The following is a 24,277-nucleotide window of genomic DNA, read 5'->3' on the forward strand; positions in this document are numbered from 1 at the left end:
AATGCGTTCCGACCTGTCACTTGCGGTTCGAATCTCCGATGCTCCGTGGGTTCGGCGTACGAATCGACAGAGATCAGAAGCCGACCGCAATGCCTCGGTTGGCATAGAAGCGATCGAACGTGGCGAGCGGTAGCATGACATCGGCCTGACTGGCGCGGTCATGGCCGGAGGGATTGTGAAAGCGAATGCTCTCCTGCGAGGCAGCTGTCACCAGCACGAGATGACCGCCCTTTGATAAGGGCTCGCGCTCCGGCCAACGAATAGTGCTGTTGACCGAGGCGATGAAGAACCGATGTTCGGCGAGGATCGCGGGAATCCCGGCTGCCGGTATATCTGTCCTGATAACTGCCGAAAGATTGAACCGCTCGCGAACGAAATCGACGAATGGTGCGTAGATCAGACCTTTGATCGAGGCATCGATCTCATTGACGACGTAGCCGCCATAATCGGTACAGCCACGCGCGAGCGAGAGGATCGGGTGCGTCTCGTTACGGGAGGCAAGGATCATTTTCAGGCAAGCCATGCCGCAAATGTTGACTGCCCACCGCGCATACTCCTCCACTGTTTTTGCGCCAGAATTTTGCCAGAGTGGATCACGAAGCAATGCCGACGTCCCTTCCGACACGACAGCCAACGTCATTTCCGGTGTTTCCCACTGGCTGAAATAGGGCACGTCAAGGTTTCGGTAATCCATGTCTTTTCCATCCAGCACTGTTGATGCAGCAGGCATTAGGATCGCCGCTGAAACGCGGTTCGTTCAATTGTCGTTTTCGGAATGCCATACATCCGTTTTACGATTTGAGAAAATACGTGTTCTGAGCGGGGCAATAATCGTACTCATCGCCGAGGAGAATAATCAGTTACTGAGGTCCGCATATTGCTTGCTTTAGAATTACGACCATCGATGTGTTCAAACCGGATGCGAGCGCATTGATTTAATAACAGAAAATCTGTCTAATCATCTTCCATCGGCTCGAGCACGCATTCTTGGATAGGAGCCAACAGCTCCCACACACGTTCGTCCTTATCACCTGTAAGTTTGGCTGTTCCACCAAGTGCTAGCGGTGTCGCCCGTTGCAGGACGACGTGACCGAAACCATTATTTCCTTGGTCTAAGTCTTTTTCGACACCAAGATTTGTTTCTGACCATCTCAACTTTAAATACTCAGTGTCTTCATGTTTTTCCACGTTCCACGAGACCGAAATTTTTCCCTTTGATTGACCGAGTACCCCATATTTGGCGGAGTTTGTGCCAAGTTCGTGAATAGCCATTCCGATATGTAAAACCGCATGGGGTGCAAGTTGAATCGGGACGCCGGATATAGCGATCATTCCTTCATGTCCGAATGGCTTCAGCTGTTCGTGAATGAGCGCTGCAATGTCTCCTCCCTTCCATTCAGCGGCTACGAGCAGATCGTGCGAGCTGGCAAGAGATGCGATGCGATCATTGATTTGCAGCTGAAAATCATCGACATTTTCGGCTCTTTTTGCTGTTTCGCGAATAATGGACAGGATGACGGCATATTGGTTCTTAACCCGGTGGTTCACCTCGCGAAGGAGCAGCCGTATACGGCGCTCGTTGTCTCTTGCTGCCGTTACATCGCGAGCAATTTTTGAAGCGCCGACAATCCGGCCATGTTCGTCTTTGATTGGCGAAACCGTGATGGATACGGGAATGAGCGAGCCATCTTTTCTCACTCTTAAGGTCTCGAAACTTTCTACAATCTCGCCAGCACGAACGCGCGCGATAATCACATCTTCCTCATTCTGATGGCTTTCCGGAATCAGGGTACGAATGTTTTTTCCAATAATTTCCTCTGCCGCATAACCAAAGAAACGCTCGGCTGCACGATTCCATGTCGTGATAATACCGTTCAGATCTTTGCTTATGATTGCGTCAAAGGAGCTATCCACGATTGCCGCCAAGCGGGACGCGACCAAAGGGGTGTTCGCCTCATCTAGAATGTGCAAGTTGGTGTTACCTTCGACAGAAATCCGATTGTCCACGCCAAGTCTGTAAACTTGTCTGGCTGGGTGCTGATTATTCTATCGTTACCATTTCAAACGAAACTGGCAAGGTTAAACAGCAGCACTCTTCCTATCAAATTGGGATTGAATAATGATAGCCTCGCGGCGCTCATTTGCCGCCCGGTGGATCGATGGCATGTGGCGCGGAGCGCGCAGGTAGAGGGCGCTCAACTGGAGTGAACCAGAAAATCACAGCCAACATCAAGATGGCAACGGCAAACGCGAGATACCACATCTGTGTACGCATGAAATACCTCCCATTAGACTAAAACCTTGGAGAGATTCATTGGTTCCAGCACATTTCGGCAAGGAACGAAATCCAAGCAGCAAACGTTGTGACGACAGTACCAATCAAAAGGGAGATCGCCGTGAAAACACTTGCTGAACTGTTCGAACACACGCTCAAGGATGTCTATTACGCCGAGAATGCCATCGTAAAAGCGCTGCCAAAAGTATCCAAAACCGTCAAGAATACGGAGCTAAAAAAGGCGGTCGACCATCATCTGGAAGAGACAAAAGGGCAGATTGAAACCCTCAGGAAAGTCTTCAAAACAATCAATGTAAAACCCGAGGGCGAAAAGTGCGACGCCACGGATGGTCTTTTGAAAGAGACCGACGGTCTGATGGCTGAGGCGCAAGGCGTCGCGCTGGATGCTGGTGTCCTCGCAGCCTGCCAGGCCGTCGAGCATTATGAGATCGCCCGTTACGGATCATTGCGTGAATGGGCCAAGGTTCTCGGAAATGAGAAGGCGCATGTGCTCCTGAGTGAGATACTGGATCAGGAGAAAGCAGCAAATAACAAGTTGACGAATTTGGCAGTGACTGCGGTCAACAAATAGTTTCAGGAATGAGGATCTCAACAGCGGCCGCTCCGGCCGCTGTTTTCGTTTTAATGCCTTTGGAGAGGTTCATTCCCGCCCTGTTTTGATTTCGATGTTATCGAACTCAACGTCCACTTTTTCAGCGTAACGTTTCCCATTAATCTTGTCGTGGCGCATAAAAGTTGGGGGTTTGATCGATACGCTTAAAGTATAACGCCCATCCCCCGGCACTTTGATATTTCGACCGTAATGATACAGCCCCGGATGCCAGACAAAAGGTATTTCATAAGGGCCAATCTTTTTTCCGCCTTCTGGGGAAAGCGTCACTGAAATTCCCAGATACGGTATAAATCGCCTGTCGCCCGCATCGCTGACGGAGATCTCGATATGACAGTTCTCATCTGTGGGTTCGGTCCAATGTAGTTTGCCCTGTTTATCAAGCATGTACATGCCTTCAGCCCGCTCCTGCGCATAGGCAACGATATAATCTCCAGCCTGTTTCTGACCTCCGCTATCTGCAACTTCCTTTGCCATATATTGAAGAGAACGGTGATAGGCTTCACCCTCCTTCTTGGCCATCTGGATTTGTTTGACGTCTGCTTCGTCGCTCGGACGTTCGGATGGTGTGGAATGTTTCATGTGCTGCACTCCCATTTTCTTTTCAGAAACGGAACGGCAAATTTATTGTTCCCTTCTGTTTGTGGATAGAGGCCTTTAGGTGTAACGCTCCAGCAGACGCATCAGCCCTGTTTCGGCAGCGCTCAAACCTTTGCGAAGAGGCGCGCGCAACAGGGACATCGTAAGCTCGTCGCGATTAAAAGCGGCTGTTACAAGCGGGTGGACATAACTCGACCGTGTGACTGCGGGCGTGTTGCGCAGAAAAGTGCTCACATCCCGCATTGCCGATGCAATTGCCCGTTTTTTTTCCGCATCGGTTCCGGCATCAATTCCGGCTAGAAAGGCGAGCGCGCGCGCCGAACCATGAAATGTGCGGAAGTCCTTTGCACTGACTTTAGAGCCGGAAATTTCTCGCAGATAATTATTGAGCTCCGTTGCTCGCAATGCATGCCAACCCCGTGCCGTCTTGTATTGAAAGAGCCGCCCGCGCTGCGAAAAGGTCTGCAGGCTTTTGACGAGCCCTTTGTCCCGCACGACGATTTCGTTCTTTTTTCTGGATTTTCCTGCAAATACAAAATGCGCAACATTGTCTTCGATTTTAAGATCGCCCTTTCTAAGCGTTGCAATGCCGCGACCACCGTCCTTTGCATATTTCTCATGCCCGGCTCGGAAGGCCTTCCGGTCGATCAGCTTAATGGCGAGAGCGGTAATCGATTTCTTTGGGTCTTTGTGGGTAATGGCCCGTGATGTGCGTTTGCGAATGTGCGGCAATGCTTTCCCAAACGCCAGAAGACGCAGGGTCTTGATCGCGTCGCGCACGTGGCTCCATTTGTGATGATAGATATATTGCCGTCGCCCGAGCTCATCCTGTCCGACAGCCTGAATATGACCATTTTCATCGTCACAGCATTGAACGGTGGTCCATGCGGGCGGGATAACCAAGGCATCAAAGCGTTTTTTGAGTTTTGCGCTGACTGCACGCCCATCGCTCTGGACGTACCGGGTCTCTTTTGAAGACGACTGGCGGCATATTCCGAAGGTGTCAGGATCGACGATTTTCAATCCCAATGCTCTTGCTGCGTCCCGGTATTCTTGCTGCATGTGTACCTGAAAAGATGAGGATGATTGTTTGAGGTATTGGCCCGCAAGGTGCACTGCACAGATTGCGTCCGGCGATTAACGGTCGGCTTTGGTTGTCTCAGGCTCATTCTCATCGAACCATTCGGTTACGAATGTTAGGCTGATTAATCCTATGGGCTTGCTCTTTGAATCTCTGATGCTGATGGATGCAATGCCGCGACCAGCTTCGGGGATCTCGTCCCGGGCGATATCCAGAAGAATGCGTGAGGCCTGTTTGGTGACGTCCTCGCGCGATTTCATCTCCACTCCATCTTCATCGATGAACCGCCCGTCGCCGTTGTGAAGATCAAAATAATACCGGCTCATTGTTTTCCTCCTTTCGGAACAGAAGTCACGATTGCGAATTTAGTTCCCTGAAGCCCTGGTCACGATGAAGATGCAGGACATTTGCGGAGCGCTATTTTGATCGAATCCCTACTGTTGAATCTGCAAAGCCATGACGTTGTCACGCAGGCCGAAAAAGATCTCTTGCGGTCGCTTGTGAAGCGCGAAAAGCATTTTGCAGTGGATGAGGACCTTGTCTCGGAAGGAAGCCGCCCGATGTTCAGCACATTGCTGCTGGATGGATTTGCCGCGCGATACAAGATACTTGATGATGGCAGAAGACAGATTACTTCGCTGCACATTGCCGGTGACTTTGTCGATCTGCACGCCTTTCCATTGAAAATCATGGATCATGGAATTGTTGCATTGACGCCGTGTCACGTTGCATTGGTGGAACACGATGATCTTAAACGCATCACAGAAACATCACCCCATCTGACGCGCCTGTTTTGGCTGGATACCCTGATTGACGGAGCCATCCATCGGGAATGGATTGTCGCTATGGGAAGAAAGAGCAAAAAGGCACATATAGCCCAATTGCTGTGTGAACTTTTTGTCCGCCTTCAGGTTGTATTGCGAACGGACGGGCAGAGTTTCCATTTCCCTTTGACGCAAGTCGAACTTGCAGATGTTGTCGGGATCTCGGTCGTTCATTTGAACAAGTCAATTCAGTCCTTGAGAAAAGAACATCTCCTGACATGGACCAATCACACTGTTACGATCTTGGATTGGGATCGTCTTGCTCAATTCGCGGAATTTGATCCTCTGTATCTCAATCTCTCAGTTGAGCCACGATAAGGTTAGTAGGGAACCATGTGATGGTTAGTGTCGTTCCGGTGGGTTACGTTCTCGCAAAAAAGGGTCCACATGGCGACGCAGCACCGTGACTTGAGAACCGGCCGGCCAATCTGGCTGGACCGTCCAGCGCAAACGGTCCGTTGCGAGCCACTTTCCAATAATCTCACGGTTGATGTGGCCATTGTGGGCGCAGGCATCAGTGGGGCACTCAGCGCCGAAAGTCTGACTGAGGCTGGGTTGTCAGTGGCGGTTTTTGACAGACGCGCACCGGTAACGGGCTCGACCCCCGCCAGCACCGCGCTTCTGCAATTTGAAATCGATGTCCCGCTTCACCTGCTCGCGAAAAAGATTGGTGTCGCGGATGCTGAACGGACGTGGCGACGCTCGAAGCTTGCAGTCGATATCTTGCGGGAGCGGACCCGTCGCCTTGGCATATCCTGCGAAATGAAGAACAGGGATTCGCTTTATCTGGCTGGCGATCTTCTTGATGCCGATGGGTTGCAGCGCGAAGCAGACGCCCGCCGCCGTGCTGGTTTCGAAACCCAACTCCTGTCTCGCAAGGAATTGAAGGTACGATTTGGTATTGATCGCGGGGCAGGCTTGATGTGTTTTGACAATATCGAAGCCAATCCACGCAAACTGGCGCATGGTTATTTGCGTGCGGCGGTCTCCCGTGGAGCAGCAGTATACGCACCCATAGACATTGCTTCCGTTGAATCCCATCCTCGGCATGTGATTGCAACAACAACCGATGGCTGGAAAATTCGCTGCAAACATCTTGTCTATGCAACGGGTTATGAAATACCCGACCAAGTACCGCAAAAGGGCCACCAGATCATCTCAACCTGGGCTCTGGCAACACCACCGCAAAAGGAAAATCTCTGGCCCGAACGTTGCCTGATCTGGGAGGCATCCGATCCCTATCTCTATATGCGCACCACGCGGGATGGCCGGATCATTGTTGGCGGCGAGGATGAGGATTTTGAGGATGAAGCCAGGCGCGATGCCAGACTGCCCATGAAAACCAAGGCAATTCTGCGTAAACTCAAAAAGATGTTTCCTGATGTGATTGCAGAAGCCGATTATGCGTGGACAGGCTGTTTCGGAGCAAGTGACACCGGCTTACCGTCGATTGGAGAAATACCCGGTATGAAACGTTGCTATGCCGTACTCGGATATGGTGGCAACGGCATTACGTTTTCCATGGTCGCTGCACAAATAATCCGGGGGCTGATCACCGGGACCGGCGATACGGACGCCGATCTTTTTTCGTTCAGATAGATCCCCTTTTTGAAGACAATTTTGAGCAACGCAGAATTTGTAATGAGTTGAAAAGCGCGGACGCCTCACTGTCGACGCGTCGCCATTGGGCCGTCCGGGATAATTTGCTATGCCTATTTTGGCAGATGTATCGGGATGGATTCCAGTTCAAACAACGGCATAAATTCGTCAGGCGGAGCCTGATCGCATACGAGCATATCGACGTCTTTGACTGTTCCGAGCTGCACCATGCCTGTATGACCGAATTTCGAATGATCAACGGCCAATATAGTGCCTGCTGATTGTGCCATAGCAGCGCGAACAGTTGAAACTTCCCCCGGTTCATCGTCACCCATATTGCCATTACGATCAACGCCACTGACAGAGACGATGGCATAATCGAACTTGAACTTCTTGATGAATTCAGGCGTATCGGCACCATAAACGCCGCTGTCGCCGGAACGGACAAAACCACCGGGGATGGCAACGACAAAATCGGGATTGGTACACAAAACGTTTGCTGATCGAAGGCTGTAGGTCAAAATCCGAAGTTTACCGTGGCTGGTCAAAGCAGCTGCTATTGCCTCACATGTCGTACCGGTATCCAGAAAAAGCGACGCTCCTTCTGGAATGAGGCCTGCCACGATCTGCGCGATTTTCTCCTTTGCCAATGCATTATCTATACGGCGTTGGCGCAAAGCGATGGGAGAGATAGACCGGGTGATTGCGACGCCACCATGCAGCCTGCGCGCCAGGCCATTCTGTTCAAGCGCGATGATGTCACGTCGCGCTGTCTGTTCATTGACGGCGTAGAGCTCGACAATATCATCGAGCGCCAAATAGGAATTCGCTTCCAGCCGCCGCAGGATGTCCCGTTGCCGTCGCTCTTTCTTTCCTTCTGCAATTTCAGACATGCGGCTGTTCATTCTCCGGGGTTTGTGGTCGCTTCAATTATCATTGTCGGCAAATGTAATTCAAATGAATGAACTTGGGCAGGACTTCGTTTTTGCAGACATGAATGTGGTTTCGGCTCTCATATGCTAAATCTTGTCGGGGGCAGGGGATCGCGGTCTCATGAAGCGGGTGCCAGAAATATCTGGAACTTTGGCACAACCCTGTTCCATATACCGTTCTAGATGCGAGCAATATGCTGGATCAGTGCATGCAAGTGCAACTGATGACCTAGCCAGCGATTCCAACCTTCAGGATTTTGGCATGGTCCGGGCCCAACAAGCGAAGGGCCCGTTGGTTCTGACCATGATTTCAATGCGAGGGGCGCGACTTCCTAAATTCCTGTGCCGTCGAGCTGTTGGGCGTCGTCGCCTTCCCACGGTGATGGCATGGAACTGCCATCAAGATTGGCAGTGGGCATTGGCATCCAGCACTTCAATTCCGGCTCGGCATATTCGACAAGGCGGCCAGGTGAAGAATCGGAAGCACGCCAGCCCTCTGTACCGAACTGATCGCCCTTTGACCAATAGGCGAGGTCAACTTCTGCCGGCCCCTGTTCGGACGGGCGGATCGTGACAAGGATTCGACGGCCGTCTTTTGGTGCTGTCACCATGTGGCGCCAGTGGTCAGGCTCATCCATCGTTTTCCTCCTGTCTTGCTACGGATTTCAAGTGTTGCCCTGCCATCGAAAACGGTCAACTCAAATTTTCGCAGCCAACATACCTGTGATTTCCCGCAGGTTAGCCAGGTGCCTTGGGCAATGTGGCTCGCTGAGGGGAGGTCACCCGGAATCCGGGGCTGAGCTTGACTCCGAAAGTTCGAACGTTGATTGATGCTCGCGCGCCCAAGCACTATCTTGACCAGATTGGTGGCTCTGATCGCTCGGTCTACACTATATCCTTTCAGCACCCATTTATCTCCATCTGTCAAAAACTGAGAGGGGACTCTCATGAAAAAGGAGAATAGATGCCAATGAACGACACCTCTGCTGCTTCTAGCAAGCCCGATTTCACGATGGCTGACTTTCTAAGCACCTATCGCTATTGGGCGCTGTTTTTTTCCTCGCTTTTTGTAGCGGTGGGCGGGCAAGGGCTGAACTCAGTCTTACCTTTGATTTCGCAAATTGCTGGAAGCAGCGCCCAAACTATCGGAATCTTCTATCTCGGCTCCTCTCTTGGCTGGGTTATCGGCGCCTTCGTGGCGTTTATGGTGGCGCCGCGTCAAGGCTGGGCGGCCCTGGTTTCGCCTATTCTCGTCTGCGGCGTTGTCACTATCGGTTTTCTTGCGATGCCTGCGTTTTGGGGATCGCCCGTGTTTCTGTTTCTATTTGGATTAGCAGTCGGGACGGTTCGGGCCGTTTTCCCTCTCGCGATCGCGATATTCCTGGTGGGTGGGCGACCGGGCAAAATCGACTTCGCCTGTGCTCTCACTCTGATATCAACGACAATACTGGCGTCACTCTTCGCTCCGATGGGTGCGGCGTTTTTGTATGAATTCAATCAAAGCGGTTTGCCTGTTGTCTGGGGTTTTTTAATCTGTCTGTTACTTGCGATGCTGGTTCTCTTGCCGGCCCGCGACCTTGGCTTTGATGAGCCTGCGCGCCCTCGCCACAAGCCGCTACCGCCGCGTCAACGATCGCCGATCATGGTCGCTATTATCTTGGTGACGCCGGTAATCGTGCTTCTTTTGATAGGGCTAGTTGCCTTTTTCTTTCAGCGGAGCGAATTCGGCGCCACTGGCTCCTTCGCCCTAATCCCTTCGGTTTTGCTGCTCGGCGTTGCCGTGGGTGTCCTCATCTATTTTGCCTATTGGGTTTATCATATCCACGGGGAATTGGCGGGCGCCGTGGCCTCGCAGCGACTGCTCACCCCCTTGGCCGCAACACTGATCGCGATCCTTGCACCGCTGGGATTGCCGATTCTGGTGATGACCCTTGGCGATCTTCTCAACGACCGCGCGCGCGACAGTGGGCAGGGCACCTCGATCTCGATTACCTGGCTCGCTGTCTGGAGCATCCTTTTGCCACCCATCGCCATTGCCATGATCCAGAATGCGGCGAACAAAAGCTATACGAAGGTCTAGCCTGCGAGACGGCGGTGGTCGAGGAGTGTGGAAAGGTTTCCACCCCGGCTGCGCTATTCATAACAAATGAAGTCAAGTGTGGCTGACGCCGATACTGAGCCCGAGCCGCCCGCCGAGAGATATGCTTTAAGCGCCACCGGCATGCATCCTGTCTGCGGCAGCCAGAAACCAACATAAGTCGTTCTATTTCCGGCAGCTGTAGAAGGAACGGTCACGGTACTGTCCAGCAACTGGCGCAACTTGACGCGCGTGTTGCCTATTGCGTTGCGGGTCGGTGTTTCTTTCGCGACGAGGCGCAGCTTGGCATTTGCTGGGAGAGGAGGTGTCGCGTCGATGCGTACGGTCACCATGGTGGAAGACGATGCGTTCTCGCCGATGATGACATTGCCAAGTCCCGCCGCGTCTGGCGCCAGCACGTCTTCTGAGAACTTGCCTGTCGGGCTTTCAAACAGCCGCGCCTCAATCTTCAGTATTGGCTTTGCCTCCTGCGCAAAACCAGACTGTGCGGTGACAACAAAAACGATGAAGGCGAAAAGGCAACCAATCACGGTTCTCAAAAGCCAATCCCTCGATTTCGTTTAACTATAGGCTTCACCAGTGCCGCCTGGGCATGGCTGCTCCGGTAATGTGTAAAGGTTGAGGTATGGTATTGGATAGCTGCTGGTTACACCAGTGGTCTACCGTCACCTCCAACCAAGTGCGGGGGCGATGTGGGTTAGGATTGCCTCAAGGACATGTGCATTGTAATCGACGCCCAGCTGGTTTGGCACCGTCAACAACAAAGTATCTGCTTCCTTGATGGCCTCATCTTGCGCCAGCTGTTTTATGAGTGCTTCAGGCTCGCCAGCATAAGTCCGACCAAAAATGGCTCTCGTATTTTCATCAATATGACCAATTGAATCACCTTCCCTGCCGGCGCTGCCAAAGTAAGCGCGATCACGGTCGTCCGTTAGCGCGAAGATGCTCCGGCTGACTGAAACACGCGGTGTCCAATTGTGGCCTGCTTCCTTCCATGCCTGACGGTACGCACGTATTTGCGCCGCTTGCTGAATGTGGAATGGCTCGCCCGATTCATCATTTTTCAGTGTAGAACTTTGAAGATTCATGCCCAACTTGGCGGCCCAGACAGCTGTTGAATTAGAGCCGGCACCCCACCAGATGCGTTTTTGTAAGCTTTCAGAATGCGGTTCGAGGCGCAATAGACCAGGCGGGTTCGGAAACATCGGTCTTGGATTTGGTTCGGCAAAGCCGTCGCCTTTGAGCAGGCTCAGGAAAACCTCTGCGTGCTGACGACCCATATCGGCGTCTGTGGCGCCATCCTTCGGCTGATAGCCAAAATAGCGCCAGCCATCGATGACCTGCTCCGGTGAGCCTCGGCTGAGCCCAAGCTGCAGACGACCGTTCGAGATGAGGTCTGCTGCCCCGGCATCTTCGGCCATGTAGAATGCGTTCTCATAGCGCATGTCGATCACAGCTGTGCCGATTTCGATCTTTTTGGTTTTCGCTCCAATTGCAGCCAATAGCGGGAAGGGCGAGGCCAATTGCCGGGCGAAATGATGGACACGGAAATAGGCACCATCTACACCCAGTTCCTCAGCCGCGACGGATAACTCGATCGACTGGAGAAGCGCATCTCCTGCCGAACGGGTTTGCGATTGTAGCGAAGGTGCCCAATGGCCAAACGAAAGGAAACCGATCTTCTTCATGACTACCCATATCTCAAAAGGAGCAGACCCTGTTGCTCCGGCGGGTCGTATATGGGAGTGGTTCGTAGTGGTTGTAAGTCAGTTGAACACTGTGTTCGAAGAATGGTACCAGACGCGTTCGGGCGGCCAAGACAAGCCAGTTTGGCTTTCGCAAACTACGCTGATCTGACACACACTTTTCGAATAATAAATATAGGTTGGTGCTTGAATATCTGCATACTGAAGCCTGTCCATTGAAAGTCAGGTTGATTCAGAAGCCGCCGCTAATTGCGAGAAAATATGAAAAATCGCATTCTGTTCTTTGGTGTATTAGTCACTTTCGCACTGCTGTTGCCCTTTCTTTTCAAGCACCCAGAACCCATCAGACCTCCCTTCATTCAACCAAAAGTCGAAGAAGTTTCGTCAAGGCTATATAGGGACAGTGCAGGTCACGAGGCGCGTATCTCAACTCCTTTGCTCGACGCATTTCAGTACACTGGCGACAGCAATCTCTGCTCGGAATTCAAAGAGATGACCAAGAATGCGGCTGAAGCAGCATCCGAATTTACCGAGCTGTGTATCGATCTGTCGAGTGGAACGCCAGTTGAAGTCAGTCAAAAAAGAACAAGTATGGCGATTGCGATCGCTGATAATGATGAAGAGTTTTCATTTTCGTTTCCCAAAGATGATGCCGGTCAGGATAAGCGCGTGGTGCTCGGATTATCCGCACTGAAAGCTGCCCTTGATATTCTTCCACCCGAGGAAGCTGCCGCAGCTATGGAGGTCTTGAACAATGTCTGGATCGCCAGGAATGCGAGCGCATCTTTTAGCAGATATTCTCCATCCTTCCTTTTTGGGTCCGCCATGCGGGTGGAAGCGGGTGAAGCCATGCTCAAACTCTGCCCGCTCACCGTGCGTCCAGATTGCAACCTGTATGTTCCCTCTGGATTATCTGGAGCACTGGAGGAACTTGGCCGCTGGAAATCTGATGTGGGTTTGCTACTCCGCTCGGCTGAGTTGCGGGAACGCGAAAATGCTGGCGTGAAGGAACCTAACAAACGAAGCGAGCTGAAGTTTGCCCAAGATTTCTCCAGTACTCTTGGGTATGCAAGCGAAATTGATCCCCGCACAAACAGTGCCCGTGCGCGCAGAGGTGTTAAACCTCTGGAGGATTGGTTGCTTAAATATGAAAGCAGCACCGACGAACGCCAATTGCAGTATATCTACAGCTCCGTGGGGGCTGCGTATGGGCGTATCGCGCAAAACACCGAACAAAATGCAGATGCGGAAAAAGCGCTGAAATATAATAGTTTGACATACGACATTGAGCGCAAACTAAACCCAGACGGCGCAAGTTGGCGGACAATGGTCAACCTGGGCGATGATGTGCTTCTCCTAGGGGAACTGGAGCATGATCAAGCGGGCTTTCAAAGGGCTGTCAAATTGCAGCGTGACGCTTTTGCGCTTACGGAAAAAATAAATTCCCAAGAATACTCTGCTTACGTAAATATGAAGTTGGCCCGGACGCTACAGCACTATGCGGAGGCCGATTTCCCCGATGTCGCCGATGCAGAAAAGATCAATATGCTTGAGGAGGCAATAAAACTGGCCGAAGGGGTCAAACCTCTGTTCGAAAAAACAGGCACCACTTCATATCTGCAGATCATAAATCGTGTACTCATCAATGCAAATGCCCAACTTGCAAAACTGCATGTATCGACAAAGCCAAAAAGCGACTAAGCGGCATAACATATCGGGGTTGGCGCATCGTAGAGCATTAGGCCAAGATCACTCCGCGATTGGGCTTCGGCCAACCAATATGGTGCAAAGGCGGGTGAGGAGAGTCGTCAGCACTGATGCACTGTGAAAAAATTCAGTCAAGCACTGTGATTACAACGTGTTGCTAAAAGTACTCGCCGATTTTACCCTGTTTCTGTTACACAATCGGCAGGCGCGTCACGCATTCAAAAGAAAGACAAATAATGATTGCAGCAGGAAAAGTAGTCACCTTCGGTCTTTGCGTTATCGCGACGATATTTTCCGGCATGGCGGACGCGCAATCGGCTAGCAAATGCACCCCTCACGAGCAGCGGGTTGCTAAGGCGATCAAGGAAGGTAAGGCCTTATTGAAAGAGGAAAAATTCAAAATCTGGATAGATAAAGGTTTACGGGCTGATGCCCCCTACAACAAAAAGCCCTATACAACATATCTGGCCTGGTATGGCCGTATCGGCAGCTTAAGCGCAGCCCCAGATGGGTCCCACACCCCGGAGATGACGAAGTTTTTTGAAACGCACGGTTTCACTCCGTCAGCCGCTTATTCCATCATTGAAGACTATGCGCTTTACGGTAAACCAAACTCGAGTGTCGATCTGGACTTTGAAGTAAAAATGAATGCCTTTCACTGCCCTTAATAACTGATTTTCATTTCCAGCTTGTGTAATCACCGGCGACACAGCCAAACGGAGCGCGATCGTGGCCGAACCGCTTCTTGAGCTGCTCACAACCCCAATTGTTCAGCGGCGCAGGCATGAGATTGTTAATATCCATCCCAGGCGACTGAAACTGGGTCGCAGAGCTTGTCACATACCAGAGCCAGAAGCCGAACACACCAACGACGATTAAAAGCAGCACGCCGAAGAAGTTTCGGAGCTGCTTCCAGATAGAGATTGTCTTTTTGGGTTCTTCGACCAGAAGCGGTACGTTTTGATCGCCTTCATAATGATAGGCGAATGGTGCAAGAGCTGCCACGCGCTCGTCTTCGGTTAGTTTGATGCGCTGGAGATTACTGTCCAGAAGTACAGGGAGTGCGGTGTTACCGTGCCTGACAGCCAGTCCTACGGCTTTGCCATTGGTCGCTCCGATAATCAGCGGCTCCTGCCCGTCTTTCATCCGAGTGTACACGGATCGCCCCGTCTTATCATGAGCAATCTTGTCATTGTACGTGATCGAAAGGACGTTGCGCTTACGGTCAAATGCCGTGATTTCAACCGGGACAGGCGTCAATTTGGCCGGCTGCTTCAGTTGGCGATTAACACGCCAAATGCGCAGACCGAAAAACACCATGGCCAAGCTCATACCGCCAAGTAGGACGACAAACACGGAGAGTGTCACAATGCGGTTCCAGAGCATATCCAGACCAAGGGTCATCGTCGCCAGTTCCGGATGGTCTGCCGAGATCACCAAGCCAGTTTCATAATCCCCGGTGTGAAAATCGATGAACATAATCTCGACCGCTGTGTCGTAATTCTGTCCCTTGTAACTGTATACGAGACGAGCCTCGCAGTCAGTGAAGATGGCTTTGCGTGTCGTGCAGTGCCCGTTCCGCACGTCGCCATTTTCAAGCGTCATGGGATTCTGGCTTATCTGGAAATCGCGGATCACACCCGGCGCTTCCCAGACGAACAGGAACACGGCAATTGCCAGGATAATGGGTGTTGCCCAGAAGTAAGCGCTTGGCGTGGAGATCACGTTTGGCGCCAAAGAGAGCTGGCGATTGGGAAGAACAAGCGAAGGCTGCAACATTGGATATCTCACATTTGATGGTACAACGCTTTTAGCGCTTCAGGCAGCGGCCGATGACGACCTGACGGTATGATATGGCAGAGGCGTTCTGACGTTAAAGTCTGAGGGGGCATAAGGAATTGTCGGGCAGATGTGCCGGAGTGTGGGCGTTATTGAGTTAACGATCCAGATCAGGGCTTTTGGCATCATTGTCAACGGGAACGAGCCGCATTTCGAGCGAGCAGTGCCTTGAAAAGGGGCGCGCAGAACCCGGCTAATATGGCGCCTCCGACCACCCAGCCAAGCACTTCGCCGCCAAGCAATTCATCGCCGACATATGCTGCGGCGATGCACCCGATGCCGGCCAGTAGCGCCCGCCAAACCCAACCTGAAACTGTCATTGTTAACCCCCGGTTTTTGCAGCCGATAACGTTCAATATTTTGAAGGAAACGTCTATCCCTCACCGCAAATAGCTTTTGGCATAACAAGCCGATGGCGCCAATGCTTTGAATAAGTCAGGAATACTTGATGTTCAAAGGCCCACTTCTTTGTTTACTTCGCCCCAATCTACTGGAACACCCTTGATGGGGTCGACTGAGTATAACGATTAGATCGAAGTGTCTTGCGCGACCTCGGCCCGGATCGCCTGCATAGCAATCGGGATTGTTGCGAGCAACCGAGTTAACGACACGCCATCGCGCGCCTGCACGGAGAAGCCGTGTAGAACCGTGGCGTAATAGTCACCGAGAGCCTGTATATCTGTATTTCGCCGCAATTCACCTTCGGTTACGGCGCGTTTCAGACGCGCGACGAGAGATGCAGCACGGCGGCGGCGATAATCGGCCAGGAATTCCCGCACACCGTCATTCTCCACCGCGCAGTTCGTCGCGGCTGACACCACCATGCAGCCTTGCGGTCGGCCTTTGCGGGTATAAGTTTCGGCGGCTTCTCGCAGACTGCGTTCTATCGCACCGTCGGCTGTCAGCTCCTGCTCCAGTGCGCGTGTCGCAAAGCCACCTTCCTCTGCATCGTAGAGTGCGACCGCCTCGCGAAACAATGTCTCCTTTGATCCGAAAGCGGCGTAGATGCGTGCTGAGGCAATGCCTAACGCATCTACGAGATCGGCCATCGATACCCCTTCATAACCTCGGTGCCAGAAGGCATCGCGGGCCTTGGCCAAAGCCACGTCCCGGTCAAATTCTCTCGGACGTCCTGCCATCACAATCTCCATTCCTGAGTGAACAACAAATAATTCGCTTGACCGCGCGATGCAAGTTCCTATTATTTGTTGATCAACAAACAATTGCCTTCAATTTGGAGAGTGACATGAACACAGCGGAACGCATTGAGGTGGGGCCGGCATCGGGTATCAATGCGCAAAGGGGTGCAGCGCTTGCTTTGCTTGCCTTTGCCCAGCTCATCTATTCCCTCGACATCAATATCGTCTTTGTTGCCTTGCCCGAGATTGGTACCGGCCTTGGTTTCTCAGGCCAGACCCTGCAATGGGTGGTCAGCGCCTATATGGTTTTGTGCGGTGGCTTCCTGTTGTTCGGGGGGCGGGCAGCGGATTTGATCGGCCAGCGGCGCATGTTCATCTTTGCGCTCTGGCTTTATGCGCTGTCTTCACTGGCGGGAGGATTTGCGACATCACCGGGAATTATCGTTGCGGCGCGAGCCGTGCAGGGTGTTGGGGCTGCATTCCTGTTTCCCGCCACGCTCTCACTTGTCAACCGCCTGTTCGCCGAAGGACCGGAGCGTAACCGCGCGCTGGCCGTATGGGGCGGAGCAGGTGCAAGCGGTCTTAGCATTGGAGCGTTGGCTGGTGGTTTCCTGACGGCTACCTGGGGTTGGCCCGCCATCTTTTACGTGAACGTCGTGCTGGCTGGTATAGCCATTCTCACCACCTTCTTTGTCATCCCGTCCGACCCGAAGCGCCAGCAACGACGTAACTTTGATCTGCCCGGCGCGTTGACGGTGACGGCCGGAGCGACGTTGCTGGTCTTCGCATTGATTGAGGGTCCCGAGATCGGCTGGGGTGCATCAATGGTCATCGCGGCGCTTGTCTTGTCAGGGGTATTCCTGATTGTCTTCGCCGTGATCGAGGCGCACAGCGCCGATCCGCTGATGCCGCTGCGCTTGTTCGGCAATCGAAGCCTCGTTGCAGGGATGACGATCACCTTCCTCTATATGGGCACCTTTGGTGCACTGCCCTACTTCCTGACCGTTCTGTTCCAGAATGTGCAGGGCTTGAACGCGCTTCAGACGGGTTGGGCATTCCTCATACCCTCGATCGCTATTGTAGTCGGCACGCAAGCCGGTGAACGTCTGGCGAGGCGCGCGTCCATCCGCACGACGTTGATCATCGGCATGATGCTGGGTGCGGTTGGCACGGTGTTACTGGTACCTGGTGCAAATGCAGATAGTATATATCTGGCCATTGTACCGGGATTGATCGTCTCGGGAATAGGGCAGGGCATCGTTTGGACCGGCATGTGGATTGCTGCCGCCTCCGGCGTGCATCATGATGAGCAAGGTGTCGCCTCGGGGATGGCCTCCACGACGCTCAGTGTCGGCAATTCCATCGGCCTTGCTATCCTGATCGCCATTTCCAACCGACACGTCGGTGGATCGGAAGGGGATAGCTTACGTGCCGCTGTGGCTGATGGCATACAGCTTGCCTTCTGGCTTGCTGCAGCCGGCATCCTTGTCAGTCTCGTCGCCGCCTTCGCCCTGCCGATCAAGGCAAAAGAGTCCATATGATGAATGGTGGGTGAAGCCCTGCAGAGAGGGGGATCACGAAACAAGTGGTATCGCACCAAGCGAAGCACCGCCGAACATGCGGTGATGGAAAAAACAAAAGCCGGGCATTCCACCGAAGCGCCCGGCTTTCAAAATCAGCGGTTTCTCATCGCGCCGGCGGTGCATACATGAGGCCGCCTGCATTCCACAGCGCATTGATACCCCGGGCAATCTTCAACGGGCTGCCAGTTCCAAGGTTGCGGTCAAACATCTCGCCATAATTGCCCGTTGTCGACAGGATGTTGTAGATCCAGCGCTGGTCGAGGCCCAAGGGTGCCCCGGTATCACCCTCGGCGCCCAGAAAGCGCTTGATCGACGGATTGCCTGAATCCATCTGCTTGGCGATATTTTCCTTGGTTATTCCGAGTTCCTCCGCCTCGATCAGGGAGAACAATGTCCAACGGACAATGTTGAACCAGCGATCATCCCCCTGACGCACGGCGGGCCCAAGCGGTTCCTTGGAAATGATCTCGGGTAGCACCATAAAGCCATCGGGATCGGAAAGCGTGAGGCGCTGCGCATAGAGCGCCGAAGCGTCGGTTGTATAGACATCGCAGCGGCCATTGTTCAGAGCAACGATGGTCTCGTCAGGACGCTCGAAAGAGATAATTTCGTACTTGATATCGTTGGCCTTGAAATAATCCGCGACATTGAGTTCGGTGGTCGTGCCGGTTTCCGTGCATAACGACGCGCCGGAAAGTTCCTTTGCGCTTTTTACGCCAAGAGATTTCTTCACCATAAAACCCTGTCCGTCATAATAGGCGGTGCCGACGAATTTGAGCCCCATGCTTGTATCGCGCGACAGCGTCCATGTGGTCTGGCGTGACAGGAGATCGGCCTCCCCCGACTGGAGTGCCGTGAAGCGATCTTTGGTTGAAAGCGGAATGAAGTTAACCTTGTCAGGGTCACCAAAAACCGCCGCAGAAACCGCATGGCAGAAATCCACGTCAAAACCGGTCCATTTTCCGGTGTTATCAGCATTGGAAAAGCCAAGAACGCCCTGGCTGACACCGCAATTGACGCGCCCACGTTCCTTGATAACCGAGAGCGTATCGGCCTTGGCAGATGTGGCTGTAAAGGCTGCGGAAGCAAGCAGCAAAGCCAGAATTATAGTCCGTTTCATGATGTTCTCCCTTATTGTGATTGAATAGATGTTCCCTGCCGCCGGACGCATGCCCGGCGGATTGGCTTTTCCGCTTTTGCGATCACTGGTTCGACAAGACAGCGGTGAACGTGTCCTCCAACACGTCGATGAGATGATCCGCATTGGCCCGACTGAAAATCATTGGTGGCCGCAGTTTCAAAATATTGTCATGCGGGCCTTCCGTGCCCATAAGCACACCCCGTTGTCTCGCACCATTGTTGATGGCGCGGGCGATCTCCGTCGCCGGGTGTTTTGTCTTGCGGTCCGTCACCAGTTCGATGCCAAGGAACAGGCCTCGTCCGCGCACATCGCCGATAACGTCGTAGCGTGCTTTCATCGCCTCGAACCTCTGGAGCAGATAGTTGCCAATATCGAGTGCGTTCTGCCGGAGATTGTCTCGCTCGATGACATCTAGCACCGCAAGGCCAACGGCACAGGACACGGGATTACCGGCGAATGTATTGAAATATTCCATGCCATTGTTGAAGGAGTCGGCAATCTCGCGTGTCGTCACCACCGCGGCCATGGGATGACCGTTGCCGATGGGCTTACCCATGGTGACAATATCAGGCACGACATCTTGCATCTCGAACGCCCACCAGTGGCTGCCGATCCGGCCAAACCCTACCTGCACTTCATCGGCGGCACAGATCCCACCGGCGGCACGCACCATGGCGTAGACTTGCTTGAGATAGCCATCGGGCAGGAACACCTGACCCGCAACGCTGGGTATCGACTCCGCGAGAAACAGGCCAGGTGCTTTACCGGCCTTGCGCATCAGTTCGATCTGTTCGGCGATGTTCTCCGCATAGCGTTTGGCAATTTCCTCCGGAGACCAATCCGGTGGTGCTCGGTAACTGTCGGGAATGGTTGCCTCATAGACATGCGGCTTGCGACCCCTCCCACCTTTGCGCTTGTATTTGTAGGGGCTCAGATCAATCAATTCCTGTGTCGTGCCATGATAGGCCCAGTCAAGAATGATCGCCTCCTCGCGCCCCGTGTGGGCGCGCATCATCCGCAGCATCAGGCTGTTGGCCTCACTGCCGGTGCAGGCGAAGGTCGCGACCTTGAGATCGCCGGGCAGCGTTGCAGTCAGCCGCTCGGCATAGGTGACGATATTGTCGTGCAGATAGCGCGTATTGGTGTTGAGCAATCCTGCCTGCGTGGACAGGGCACTGACCACGTCCGGGTGTGCATGACCAAGATGGCAGACATTGTTGAAGCAATCGAGATAGGCCCGGCCGTGATCATCGATCAGCCATACGCCTTCCCCGCGCACGAACTTGATTGGCTCGGCATAGGAAATCGAGAGGTTTGGCAGAAGCATCGATTTGCGTGCGGCAATGATCCCCTGCCTGCTTTGCCCGGTCTGATGGAATGTTTCGCGCGGTAAGCCAATAAAATCGGCGGGGTCGGGAAAAAGCTCGGCCCAGATGGGCAGATAGCGCGCCTCACCGACGCCAAGTATGTCCAATGCCGAGAGCGCTGTGTCGACAGACAATTGCAGGTGGAGGTGCGGAGCCCAGCCGCCATTTTCGGCATGTGCACCCATTTCTCCGACCAGGTCTCCCGCTGCAAGAACATCGCCCTGGTGCAGCCGTGTCAAAGCCTCGTGCGCCAGATGACCCCAAAGCGTTGCAAAGGGTGGACATCCTTCCGGCTCATGGAGCAGTTTGATCAGACAGCCATAACCGAGTGGATCAGGTTCGATGAGCACTTCCGCCACGGTTGCGGCAATGGGGGTGAACAGTTTCGTGCCTGCGGGCATGAACAGGTCAAGACCGAGGTGGCGCGTCCGACGCTCGCCAGCAACAAACCGGGATTCGAACATGGGCCCGGTATAGACCGAACGCTCTTCACCCCATGGACCAATACCAAGGGCGACTTCATTTTCCCTGCAATAGCTATCCCACCAATCGGTTGCCTTTTCGGGCTCCTGCGATGCGGACCAGACGGTCATAGCGTTTTTTGGATCACCGTAGGGGACCAGTGCTTTGGCGAGCGTGGCGGGATGCCCGGCAAGTACCGGCGCAAACGTGCTGCTGTTATGCCTGATCCATCCGGCAATTGCTTTTGCCCCGGATGAAGCATCGAAGCCGCAGGCATGGCGGAAAATCGCGGTAGCAAAGCCCGGATTTATAGCATCAAGGCGTCGCAGCAATGCCCAGGCGGGTGCCTCGCTTATGGCAAGATAGGGATTGTCATCGGTTTTTTCCTTGCGTTGGGCAGACAGCGTCACACTTGTCACCAGCCGCATGGCGATCAGATCGAACAGCAGTTCCACTTCCTGTTCCTGCAACGGATACTCTGTGTGAAAACCCGATACGATGGATGCAGCTGCACCAATGGGGTCCTCCAGATCAAGAATGGAATAGGCACAGGCAACCGCCACTTCGGCAATCAGAACGCTATGCAGCGCATCGCCGAAATCAATGAGGCCTGCAATGCGTGCCGGATTTTTCGTATCGACAAGCACGTTCCAGTCATTGGCATCATTGTGGATGATTGCCGCGCGCATTGTGGGCAGACGCGGCTCCACATGGGCATCAAACCGTTTGATGAAGCGGCCAAGCAATGCGCGATCCTCAACGTCATCGATATATTTGAGGCGCTGCCGGGACAACCCGGCTGCCCGGATATCCCAGTCAAATGTCCTGAGCGCACCGGGATGTATGAAACCCTGCATCGCCCGGTCCAGTCGGCCTAGCATCTGGCCAAGGCTTTGCAGGACTTCCGGTGTGCGTTTGCATTCGGCCAGAGGCTCACCTTCCTGCCACGAAACCATACGAATGCAATGCTGCTCGCCCGATTGGGACTGGATCGGTACAAGCACCTGTCCCTGCAACGAGCGGCGCAAACGGGGAACGGGCAGACCGGGCGAATTGGCTTCGAGATGATGCAGCAGCGCCGTCTGGAAATCGCTCTGGTCTTTCGGTTCGCTGGAGTTGACGGCCTTCAGAATCCAGATGGAGCCGTCACTGGCATCGATCCGAAAATTCTGATCACGCTCGCTGGCAAGGGAACTGACCCGGCCTTCAATGCCAAAATGATCCCTGGCAATGCCAAGTGCTTCCGCATCTGAGAATGACGGTGCCGGATGGGATAAATTGATCATGCATCAGCTCCTTTTCTCCAGAGCTTGGCATGGGGCTAAAAATCGGGCATCCGTTAATCTGCCGGTTTGGCCGTCACCGGGACGGTCTGAACCGGCATTTGGTCGGGGGGAAGAAAACAGCAATGAAGGAACTCGATGACAAGGACAGGAACATCCTGAGCATTCTTTCCCGGGACGCCAAAATTCCGCTCAAGACTCTGGCAGGCAAGATTGGCCTGTCGAGAAGTGCAACCAGCGAGCGTATTCTCTTTCTGGAAAAATCCGGCGTCATCAGAGGCTATCGTGCTGACATCGGTCAATTGAATGAAGGCGTGATCAGCGCCTACCTGCTCATCAGTCTGGTGCGTACTCCGGCACTCGGCGTGCTGGACCAGCTTGCCGCCTATCCGGAAGTGCGGCGCGTTTCATCGGTCAGTGGTCAGCTTGACCTGATTGTCGAAGTTGAAGTGTCCTCGATGAACCAGCTCAACACTATCCGCAACAAAGTGGCATTGCTGGAGGAGGTGGATGATGTGACGACATCCATCATCCTGCGTCGCGATATCGACCGGCTTGGTGGTGAAGCGGACTCATAATGACTTAGCCGTTTCATCGATCGCAGAAATGCGCATGCATGTGGTTAGAGCAAGGCGTTGCTCCCCTCGGTGGCTTTCAGCGCATAGTGTATCGCACGATCAAGTGGCCGCAAGCTTCTCTTGCACCATTTGAGCAAGCAACTGCAGTGTCGGTCGTGTCGGTGCGAAGAATGTAGTACCGGTTTGCGGCGTCGAGAAATCAAGCAACCTGTCGTAGGCTCCCGGCGGGTCACCGACAAACATTCGCTCCAGCATCTTCTCAATCACCCAGAGATGCCTGGTGTAGCCAATAAAGTAAGTTCCAAATTCTTTCTGCCCTGGTCGGCCGAATGGCATGTTGTCACGCAGGATGTCGTGTTCGACCCCGTCGGCATCGACAATAGTTGCAAGAGACTTGTGCGATTTACGTGGGGCATCGTCATCATCGATTTCGATATTGTCGATCTTTGTGCGACCGATGATCGCCTCCTGGGCAGGCGTTGGCGTTCGCGCCCAAGCGTTGAGATCATGCAGATATTTTTGAACAAGGACATAGCTGCCCCCGGCGAACTTGAAATCTTCATCGCCGACAAGTGCTGCTTCAGGCAGGTCGAGACCGGTCGGGTTGGCCGTTCCGTCAACAAAGCCAAGCAGGTCACGTGCGTCGAAATAGCGAAAGCCTGAGACTTCATCGACGACACTCACGGCATCGCCAAGGCTGTCGAGTAGAATGCGTTCGAATTCAAAGCACAAATCAGGACGTTCGGACCGAATATGAAAGAGGAGATCGCCCGGTGTCGACGGCGCCGTATGAACCGGCCCTGCAATTGTCGCAAACGGTTTTAGTTCCTGCGGCCGTTGCTCTGAATGGAGTCGATCCCACAGATTGCTTCCGATCCCGGCAATGCATGACAATCGGCCAGATAGATCGCGGAACCCAACCGTCTTGACGAGATCGTCAAGCCCACCGAGCACTGAGAATGTTTTTGCAAGAGCGGTGGGATCGCTCGCAACGGTGACTACAAGAAAGACTGCCGCCTGTGAAAGCGGTGCGTCGATACTCTGCGCGTCGATTGGCACTCTGTCCCAACTCTTGTCCGACATCCAAGACTCTCCGCTTTCTTGTTTAGCGGGTCTGATTATCAAGAAATTCCGATAATTGCACTACGCATGGAGTGCGAATGACAAACAAGATTTCTATCTGCCTTTTGAAAAGCCAGGGGGTGATCCATCGCCTTTGATGAATAGTGGAACAACGTCTATTCAGCACCGGCCTAAAGTGGATGATTTGTCCTCTGAAGAAGCGAAGCGGACACAGGTCCGCCCCGCTTTCTCGTGTCTGTCTTTACGCAGCTCGCGTTGTGGCGAGATCGTAAGAAGCAATCATTGGCGACTGCGGGCTCTGATTTGCGTCGTATGGTGTGTACTTCACTTCCAATTTGGTGAAGTTCAG

The 24,277-nt window shown here is 53.4% G+C and carries 24 protein-coding genes and 1 pseudogene; 8 read left to right on the top strand and 17 right to left on the bottom strand.

Annotated features, from left to right (window positions below; genetic code table 11):
- Positions 1-73 precede the first annotated feature (73 nt).
- From BLU05_RS21095 to BLU05_RS26310, 3 genes are all read right to left on the bottom strand, one after another.
- The gene (locus BLU05_RS21095) at positions 74-694 is read right to left on the bottom strand and encodes a C39 family peptidase (protein WP_091884433.1); all 621 of its coding nucleotides are present in this window, start codon (positions 692-694) and stop codon (positions 74-76) included.
- Positions 695-954: 260 nt separating this feature from the next.
- The gene (locus BLU05_RS21100) at positions 955-2,007 is read right to left on the bottom strand and encodes a PAS domain S-box protein (RefSeq protein WP_244518468.1); all 1,053 of its coding nucleotides are present in this window, start codon (positions 2,005-2,007) and stop codon (positions 955-957) included.
- A 130-nt stretch (positions 2,008-2,137) separates the two neighbouring features.
- Positions 2,138-2,275, bottom strand: a complete 138-nt coding sequence (locus BLU05_RS26310) for a hypothetical protein (protein WP_175540699.1) — start codon at positions 2,273-2,275, stop codon at positions 2,138-2,140.
- A 121-nt stretch (positions 2,276-2,396) separates the two neighbouring features.
- Here BLU05_RS26310 and BLU05_RS21105 point away from each other — a divergent pair, with 121 nt between their 5' ends.
- On the top strand, positions 2,397-2,867 hold the full coding sequence (locus BLU05_RS21105) for a YciE/YciF ferroxidase family protein (protein ID WP_091884435.1): 471 nt from the start codon (positions 2,397-2,399) through the stop codon (positions 2,865-2,867).
- Positions 2,868-2,936: 69 nt separating this feature from the next.
- Here the strand turns inward: BLU05_RS21105 and BLU05_RS21110 are convergent, their stop codons facing one another.
- The 3 genes from BLU05_RS21110 to BLU05_RS21120 all read right to left on the bottom strand — a co-directional run bounded on the left by BLU05_RS21110 (position 2,937) and on the right by BLU05_RS21120 (position 4,913).
- Positions 2,937-3,488 carry an iron transporter gene (locus BLU05_RS21110; RefSeq protein ID WP_175540700.1) on the bottom strand — a complete coding sequence of 184 codons (552 nt, stop codon included), beginning with the start codon at positions 3,486-3,488 and terminating at the stop codon, positions 2,937-2,939.
- A gap of 75 nt (positions 3,489-3,563) precedes the next feature.
- Positions 3,564-4,568, bottom strand: a complete 1,005-nt coding sequence (locus tag BLU05_RS21115; protein ID WP_091884440.1) for a DNA topoisomerase IB — start codon at positions 4,566-4,568, stop codon at positions 3,564-3,566.
- 75 nt (positions 4,569-4,643) lie between these two features.
- A complete protein-coding gene (locus BLU05_RS21120) occupies positions 4,644-4,913 on the bottom strand; it encodes a DUF6894 family protein (RefSeq protein ID WP_091884442.1) in 270 nt (89 codons plus the stop codon).
- Positions 4,914-5,009: 96 nt separating this feature from the next.
- Here BLU05_RS21120 and BLU05_RS21125 point away from each other — a divergent pair, with 96 nt between their 5' ends.
- Both BLU05_RS21125 and BLU05_RS21130 read left to right on the top strand, forming a co-directional pair.
- Complete coding sequence (locus BLU05_RS21125; protein ID WP_091884445.1) at positions 5,010-5,729, top strand: Crp/Fnr family transcriptional regulator; 720 nt, start codon at positions 5,010-5,012, stop codon at positions 5,727-5,729.
- 69 nt (positions 5,730-5,798) lie between these two features.
- A complete protein-coding gene (locus BLU05_RS21130) occupies positions 5,799-7,010 on the top strand; it encodes an NAD(P)/FAD-dependent oxidoreductase (RefSeq protein ID WP_091884448.1) in 1,212 nt (403 codons plus the stop codon).
- Between the two features lie 113 nt (positions 7,011-7,123).
- On the opposite strand, the gene BLU05_RS21135 is transcribed toward BLU05_RS21130, so the two are convergent.
- Positions 7,124-7,903 (bottom strand): DeoR/GlpR family DNA-binding transcription regulator, encoded by a 780-nt coding sequence (locus BLU05_RS21135; protein ID WP_244518470.1) that lies wholly within the window; start codon positions 7,901-7,903, stop codon positions 7,124-7,126.
- A gap of 371 nt (positions 7,904-8,274) precedes the next feature.
- Positions 8,275-8,580: a hypothetical protein gene (locus BLU05_RS21140; protein ID WP_091884452.1), complete on the bottom strand. Its 306-nt coding sequence runs from the start codon at positions 8,578-8,580 to the stop codon at positions 8,275-8,277.
- A 332-nt stretch (positions 8,581-8,912) separates the two neighbouring features.
- On the opposite strand from BLU05_RS21140, the gene BLU05_RS21145 reads away from it, so the two are divergent.
- The gene (locus BLU05_RS21145; RefSeq protein WP_091884454.1) at positions 8,913-10,022 is read left to right on the top strand and encodes an MFS transporter; all 1,110 of its coding nucleotides are present in this window, start codon (positions 8,913-8,915) and stop codon (positions 10,020-10,022) included.
- A 53-nt stretch (positions 10,023-10,075) separates the two neighbouring features.
- Here BLU05_RS21145 and BLU05_RS21150 read toward each other — a convergent pair whose 3' ends face one another.
- Positions 10,076-10,579 (bottom strand): hypothetical protein, encoded by a 504-nt coding sequence (locus BLU05_RS21150; protein WP_139210502.1) that lies wholly within the window; start codon positions 10,577-10,579, stop codon positions 10,076-10,078.
- Between the two features lie 126 nt (positions 10,580-10,705).
- Positions 10,706-11,728 carry an LLM class flavin-dependent oxidoreductase gene (locus BLU05_RS21155; RefSeq protein WP_091884460.1) on the bottom strand — a complete coding sequence of 341 codons (1,023 nt, stop codon included), beginning with the start codon at positions 11,726-11,728 and terminating at the stop codon, positions 10,706-10,708.
- A 279-nt stretch (positions 11,729-12,007) separates the two neighbouring features.
- Between BLU05_RS21155 and BLU05_RS21160 the strand changes: the two genes are divergently transcribed.
- On the top strand, positions 12,008-13,447 hold the full coding sequence (locus BLU05_RS21160) for a hypothetical protein (RefSeq protein WP_091884463.1): 1,440 nt from the start codon (positions 12,008-12,010) through the stop codon (positions 13,445-13,447).
- Between the two features lie 242 nt (positions 13,448-13,689).
- Positions 13,690-14,121 carry a hypothetical protein gene (locus BLU05_RS21165; RefSeq protein WP_091884465.1) on the top strand — a complete coding sequence of 144 codons (432 nt, stop codon included), beginning with the start codon at positions 13,690-13,692 and terminating at the stop codon, positions 14,119-14,121.
- A 10-nt stretch (positions 14,122-14,131) separates the two neighbouring features.
- Here BLU05_RS21165 and BLU05_RS21170 read toward each other — a convergent pair whose 3' ends face one another.
- From BLU05_RS21170 to BLU05_RS21180, 3 genes are all read right to left on the bottom strand, one after another.
- Positions 14,132-15,232 (bottom strand): hypothetical protein, encoded by a 1,101-nt coding sequence (locus BLU05_RS21170; RefSeq protein ID WP_091884468.1) that lies wholly within the window; start codon positions 15,230-15,232, stop codon positions 14,132-14,134.
- 191 nt (positions 15,233-15,423) lie between these two features.
- Positions 15,424-15,612, bottom strand: a complete 189-nt coding sequence (locus BLU05_RS21175; protein ID WP_091884472.1) for a hypothetical protein — start codon at positions 15,610-15,612, stop codon at positions 15,424-15,426.
- Positions 15,613-15,819: 207 nt separating this feature from the next.
- Positions 15,820-16,431 carry a TetR/AcrR family transcriptional regulator gene (locus BLU05_RS21180; RefSeq protein ID WP_091884475.1) on the bottom strand — a complete coding sequence of 204 codons (612 nt, stop codon included), beginning with the start codon at positions 16,429-16,431 and terminating at the stop codon, positions 15,820-15,822.
- Between the two features lie 107 nt (positions 16,432-16,538).
- Between BLU05_RS21180 and BLU05_RS21185 the strand changes: the two genes are divergently transcribed.
- On the top strand, positions 16,539-17,972 hold the full coding sequence (locus BLU05_RS21185) for an MFS transporter (protein ID WP_091884477.1): 1,434 nt from the start codon (positions 16,539-16,541) through the stop codon (positions 17,970-17,972).
- A gap of 145 nt (positions 17,973-18,117) precedes the next feature.
- Here BLU05_RS21185 and BLU05_RS21190 read toward each other — a convergent pair whose 3' ends face one another.
- Entirely contained in the window at positions 18,118-19,134 is a 1,017-nt protein-coding gene (locus BLU05_RS21190) for an amino acid ABC transporter substrate-binding protein (protein ID WP_091884480.1), read from the bottom strand.
- Between the two features lie 82 nt (positions 19,135-19,216).
- Positions 19,217-22,270 carry an aminotransferase class III-fold pyridoxal phosphate-dependent enzyme gene (locus BLU05_RS21195; protein WP_091884482.1) on the bottom strand — a complete coding sequence of 1,018 codons (3,054 nt, stop codon included), beginning with the start codon at positions 22,268-22,270 and terminating at the stop codon, positions 19,217-19,219.
- A 122-nt stretch (positions 22,271-22,392) separates the two neighbouring features.
- On the opposite strand from BLU05_RS21195, the gene BLU05_RS21200 reads away from it, so the two are divergent.
- Positions 22,393-22,845 carry an Lrp/AsnC family transcriptional regulator gene (locus BLU05_RS21200; protein WP_091884485.1) on the top strand — a complete coding sequence of 151 codons (453 nt, stop codon included), beginning with the start codon at positions 22,393-22,395 and terminating at the stop codon, positions 22,843-22,845.
- Positions 22,846-22,944: 99 nt separating this feature from the next.
- On the opposite strand, the gene BLU05_RS21205 is transcribed toward BLU05_RS21200, so the two are convergent.
- Together BLU05_RS21205 and BLU05_RS26625 are read right to left on the bottom strand one after the other, a co-directional pair.
- Positions 22,945-23,928: a Dyp-type peroxidase gene (locus tag BLU05_RS21205; protein WP_091884487.1), complete on the bottom strand. Its 984-nt coding sequence runs from the start codon at positions 23,926-23,928 to the stop codon at positions 22,945-22,947.
- Positions 23,929-24,169: 241 nt separating this feature from the next.
- A pseudogene (locus tag BLU05_RS26625) lies at positions 24,170-24,277 on the bottom strand (Hcp1 family type VI secretion system effector); the annotation flags it as partial.

Source organism: Phyllobacterium sp. OV277, from assembly GCF_900104355.1.
GTDB lineage: Bacteria > Pseudomonadota > Alphaproteobacteria > Rhizobiales > Rhizobiaceae > Phyllobacterium.

Bases quoted from the DNA above. Each gene is read 5' to 3' on its own strand.
- BLU05_RS21095 (WP_091884433.1), bottom strand. From the start codon at position 694: ATGGATTACCGAAACCTTGACGTGCCCTATTTCAGCCAGTGGGAAACA.
- BLU05_RS26310 (WP_175540699.1), bottom strand. From the start codon at position 2,275: ATGCGTACACAGATGTGGTATCTCGCGTTTGCCGTTGCCATCTTGATG.
- BLU05_RS21110 (WP_175540700.1), bottom strand. From the start codon at position 3,488: ATGAAACATTCCACACCATCCGAACGTCCGAGCGACGAAGCAGACGTC.
- BLU05_RS21115 (WP_091884440.1), bottom strand. From the start codon at position 4,568: ATGCAGCAAGAATACCGGGACGCAGCAAGAGCATTGGGATTGAAAATC.
- BLU05_RS21120 (WP_091884442.1), bottom strand. From the start codon at position 4,913: ATGAGCCGGTATTATTTTGATCTTCACAACGGCGACGGGCGGTTCATC.
- BLU05_RS21130 (WP_091884448.1), top strand. From the start codon at position 5,799: ATGGCGACGCAGCACCGTGACTTGAGAACCGGCCGGCCAATCTGGCTG.
- BLU05_RS21135 (WP_244518470.1), bottom strand. From the start codon at position 7,903: ATGTCTGAAATTGCAGAAGGAAAGAAAGAGCGACGGCAACGGGACATC.
- BLU05_RS21140 (WP_091884452.1), bottom strand. From the start codon at position 8,580: ATGGATGAGCCTGACCACTGGCGCCACATGGTGACAGCACCAAAAGAC.
- BLU05_RS21145 (WP_091884454.1), top strand. From the start codon at position 8,913: ATGAACGACACCTCTGCTGCTTCTAGCAAGCCCGATTTCACGATGGCT.
- BLU05_RS21155 (WP_091884460.1), bottom strand. From the start codon at position 11,728: ATGAAGAAGATCGGTTTCCTTTCGTTTGGCCATTGGGCACCTTCGCTA.
- BLU05_RS21160 (WP_091884463.1), top strand. From the start codon at position 12,008: ATGAAAAATCGCATTCTGTTCTTTGGTGTATTAGTCACTTTCGCACTG.
- BLU05_RS21165 (WP_091884465.1), top strand. From the start codon at position 13,690: ATGATTGCAGCAGGAAAAGTAGTCACCTTCGGTCTTTGCGTTATCGCG.
- BLU05_RS21170 (WP_091884468.1), bottom strand. From the start codon at position 15,232: ATGTTGCAGCCTTCGCTTGTTCTTCCCAATCGCCAGCTCTCTTTGGCG.
- BLU05_RS21175 (WP_091884472.1), bottom strand. From the start codon at position 15,612: ATGACAGTTTCAGGTTGGGTTTGGCGGGCGCTACTGGCCGGCATCGGG.
- BLU05_RS21180 (WP_091884475.1), bottom strand. From the start codon at position 16,431: ATGGCAGGACGTCCGAGAGAATTTGACCGGGACGTGGCTTTGGCCAAG.
- BLU05_RS21185 (WP_091884477.1), top strand. From the start codon at position 16,539: ATGAACACAGCGGAACGCATTGAGGTGGGGCCGGCATCGGGTATCAAT.
- BLU05_RS21190 (WP_091884480.1), bottom strand. From the start codon at position 19,134: ATGAAACGGACTATAATTCTGGCTTTGCTGCTTGCTTCCGCAGCCTTT.
- BLU05_RS21195 (WP_091884482.1), bottom strand. From the start codon at position 22,270: ATGATCAATTTATCCCATCCGGCACCGTCATTCTCAGATGCGGAAGCA.
- BLU05_RS21200 (WP_091884485.1), top strand. From the start codon at position 22,393: ATGAAGGAACTCGATGACAAGGACAGGAACATCCTGAGCATTCTTTCC.
- BLU05_RS21205 (WP_091884487.1), bottom strand. From the start codon at position 23,928: ATGTCGGACAAGAGTTGGGACAGAGTGCCAATCGACGCGCAGAGTATC.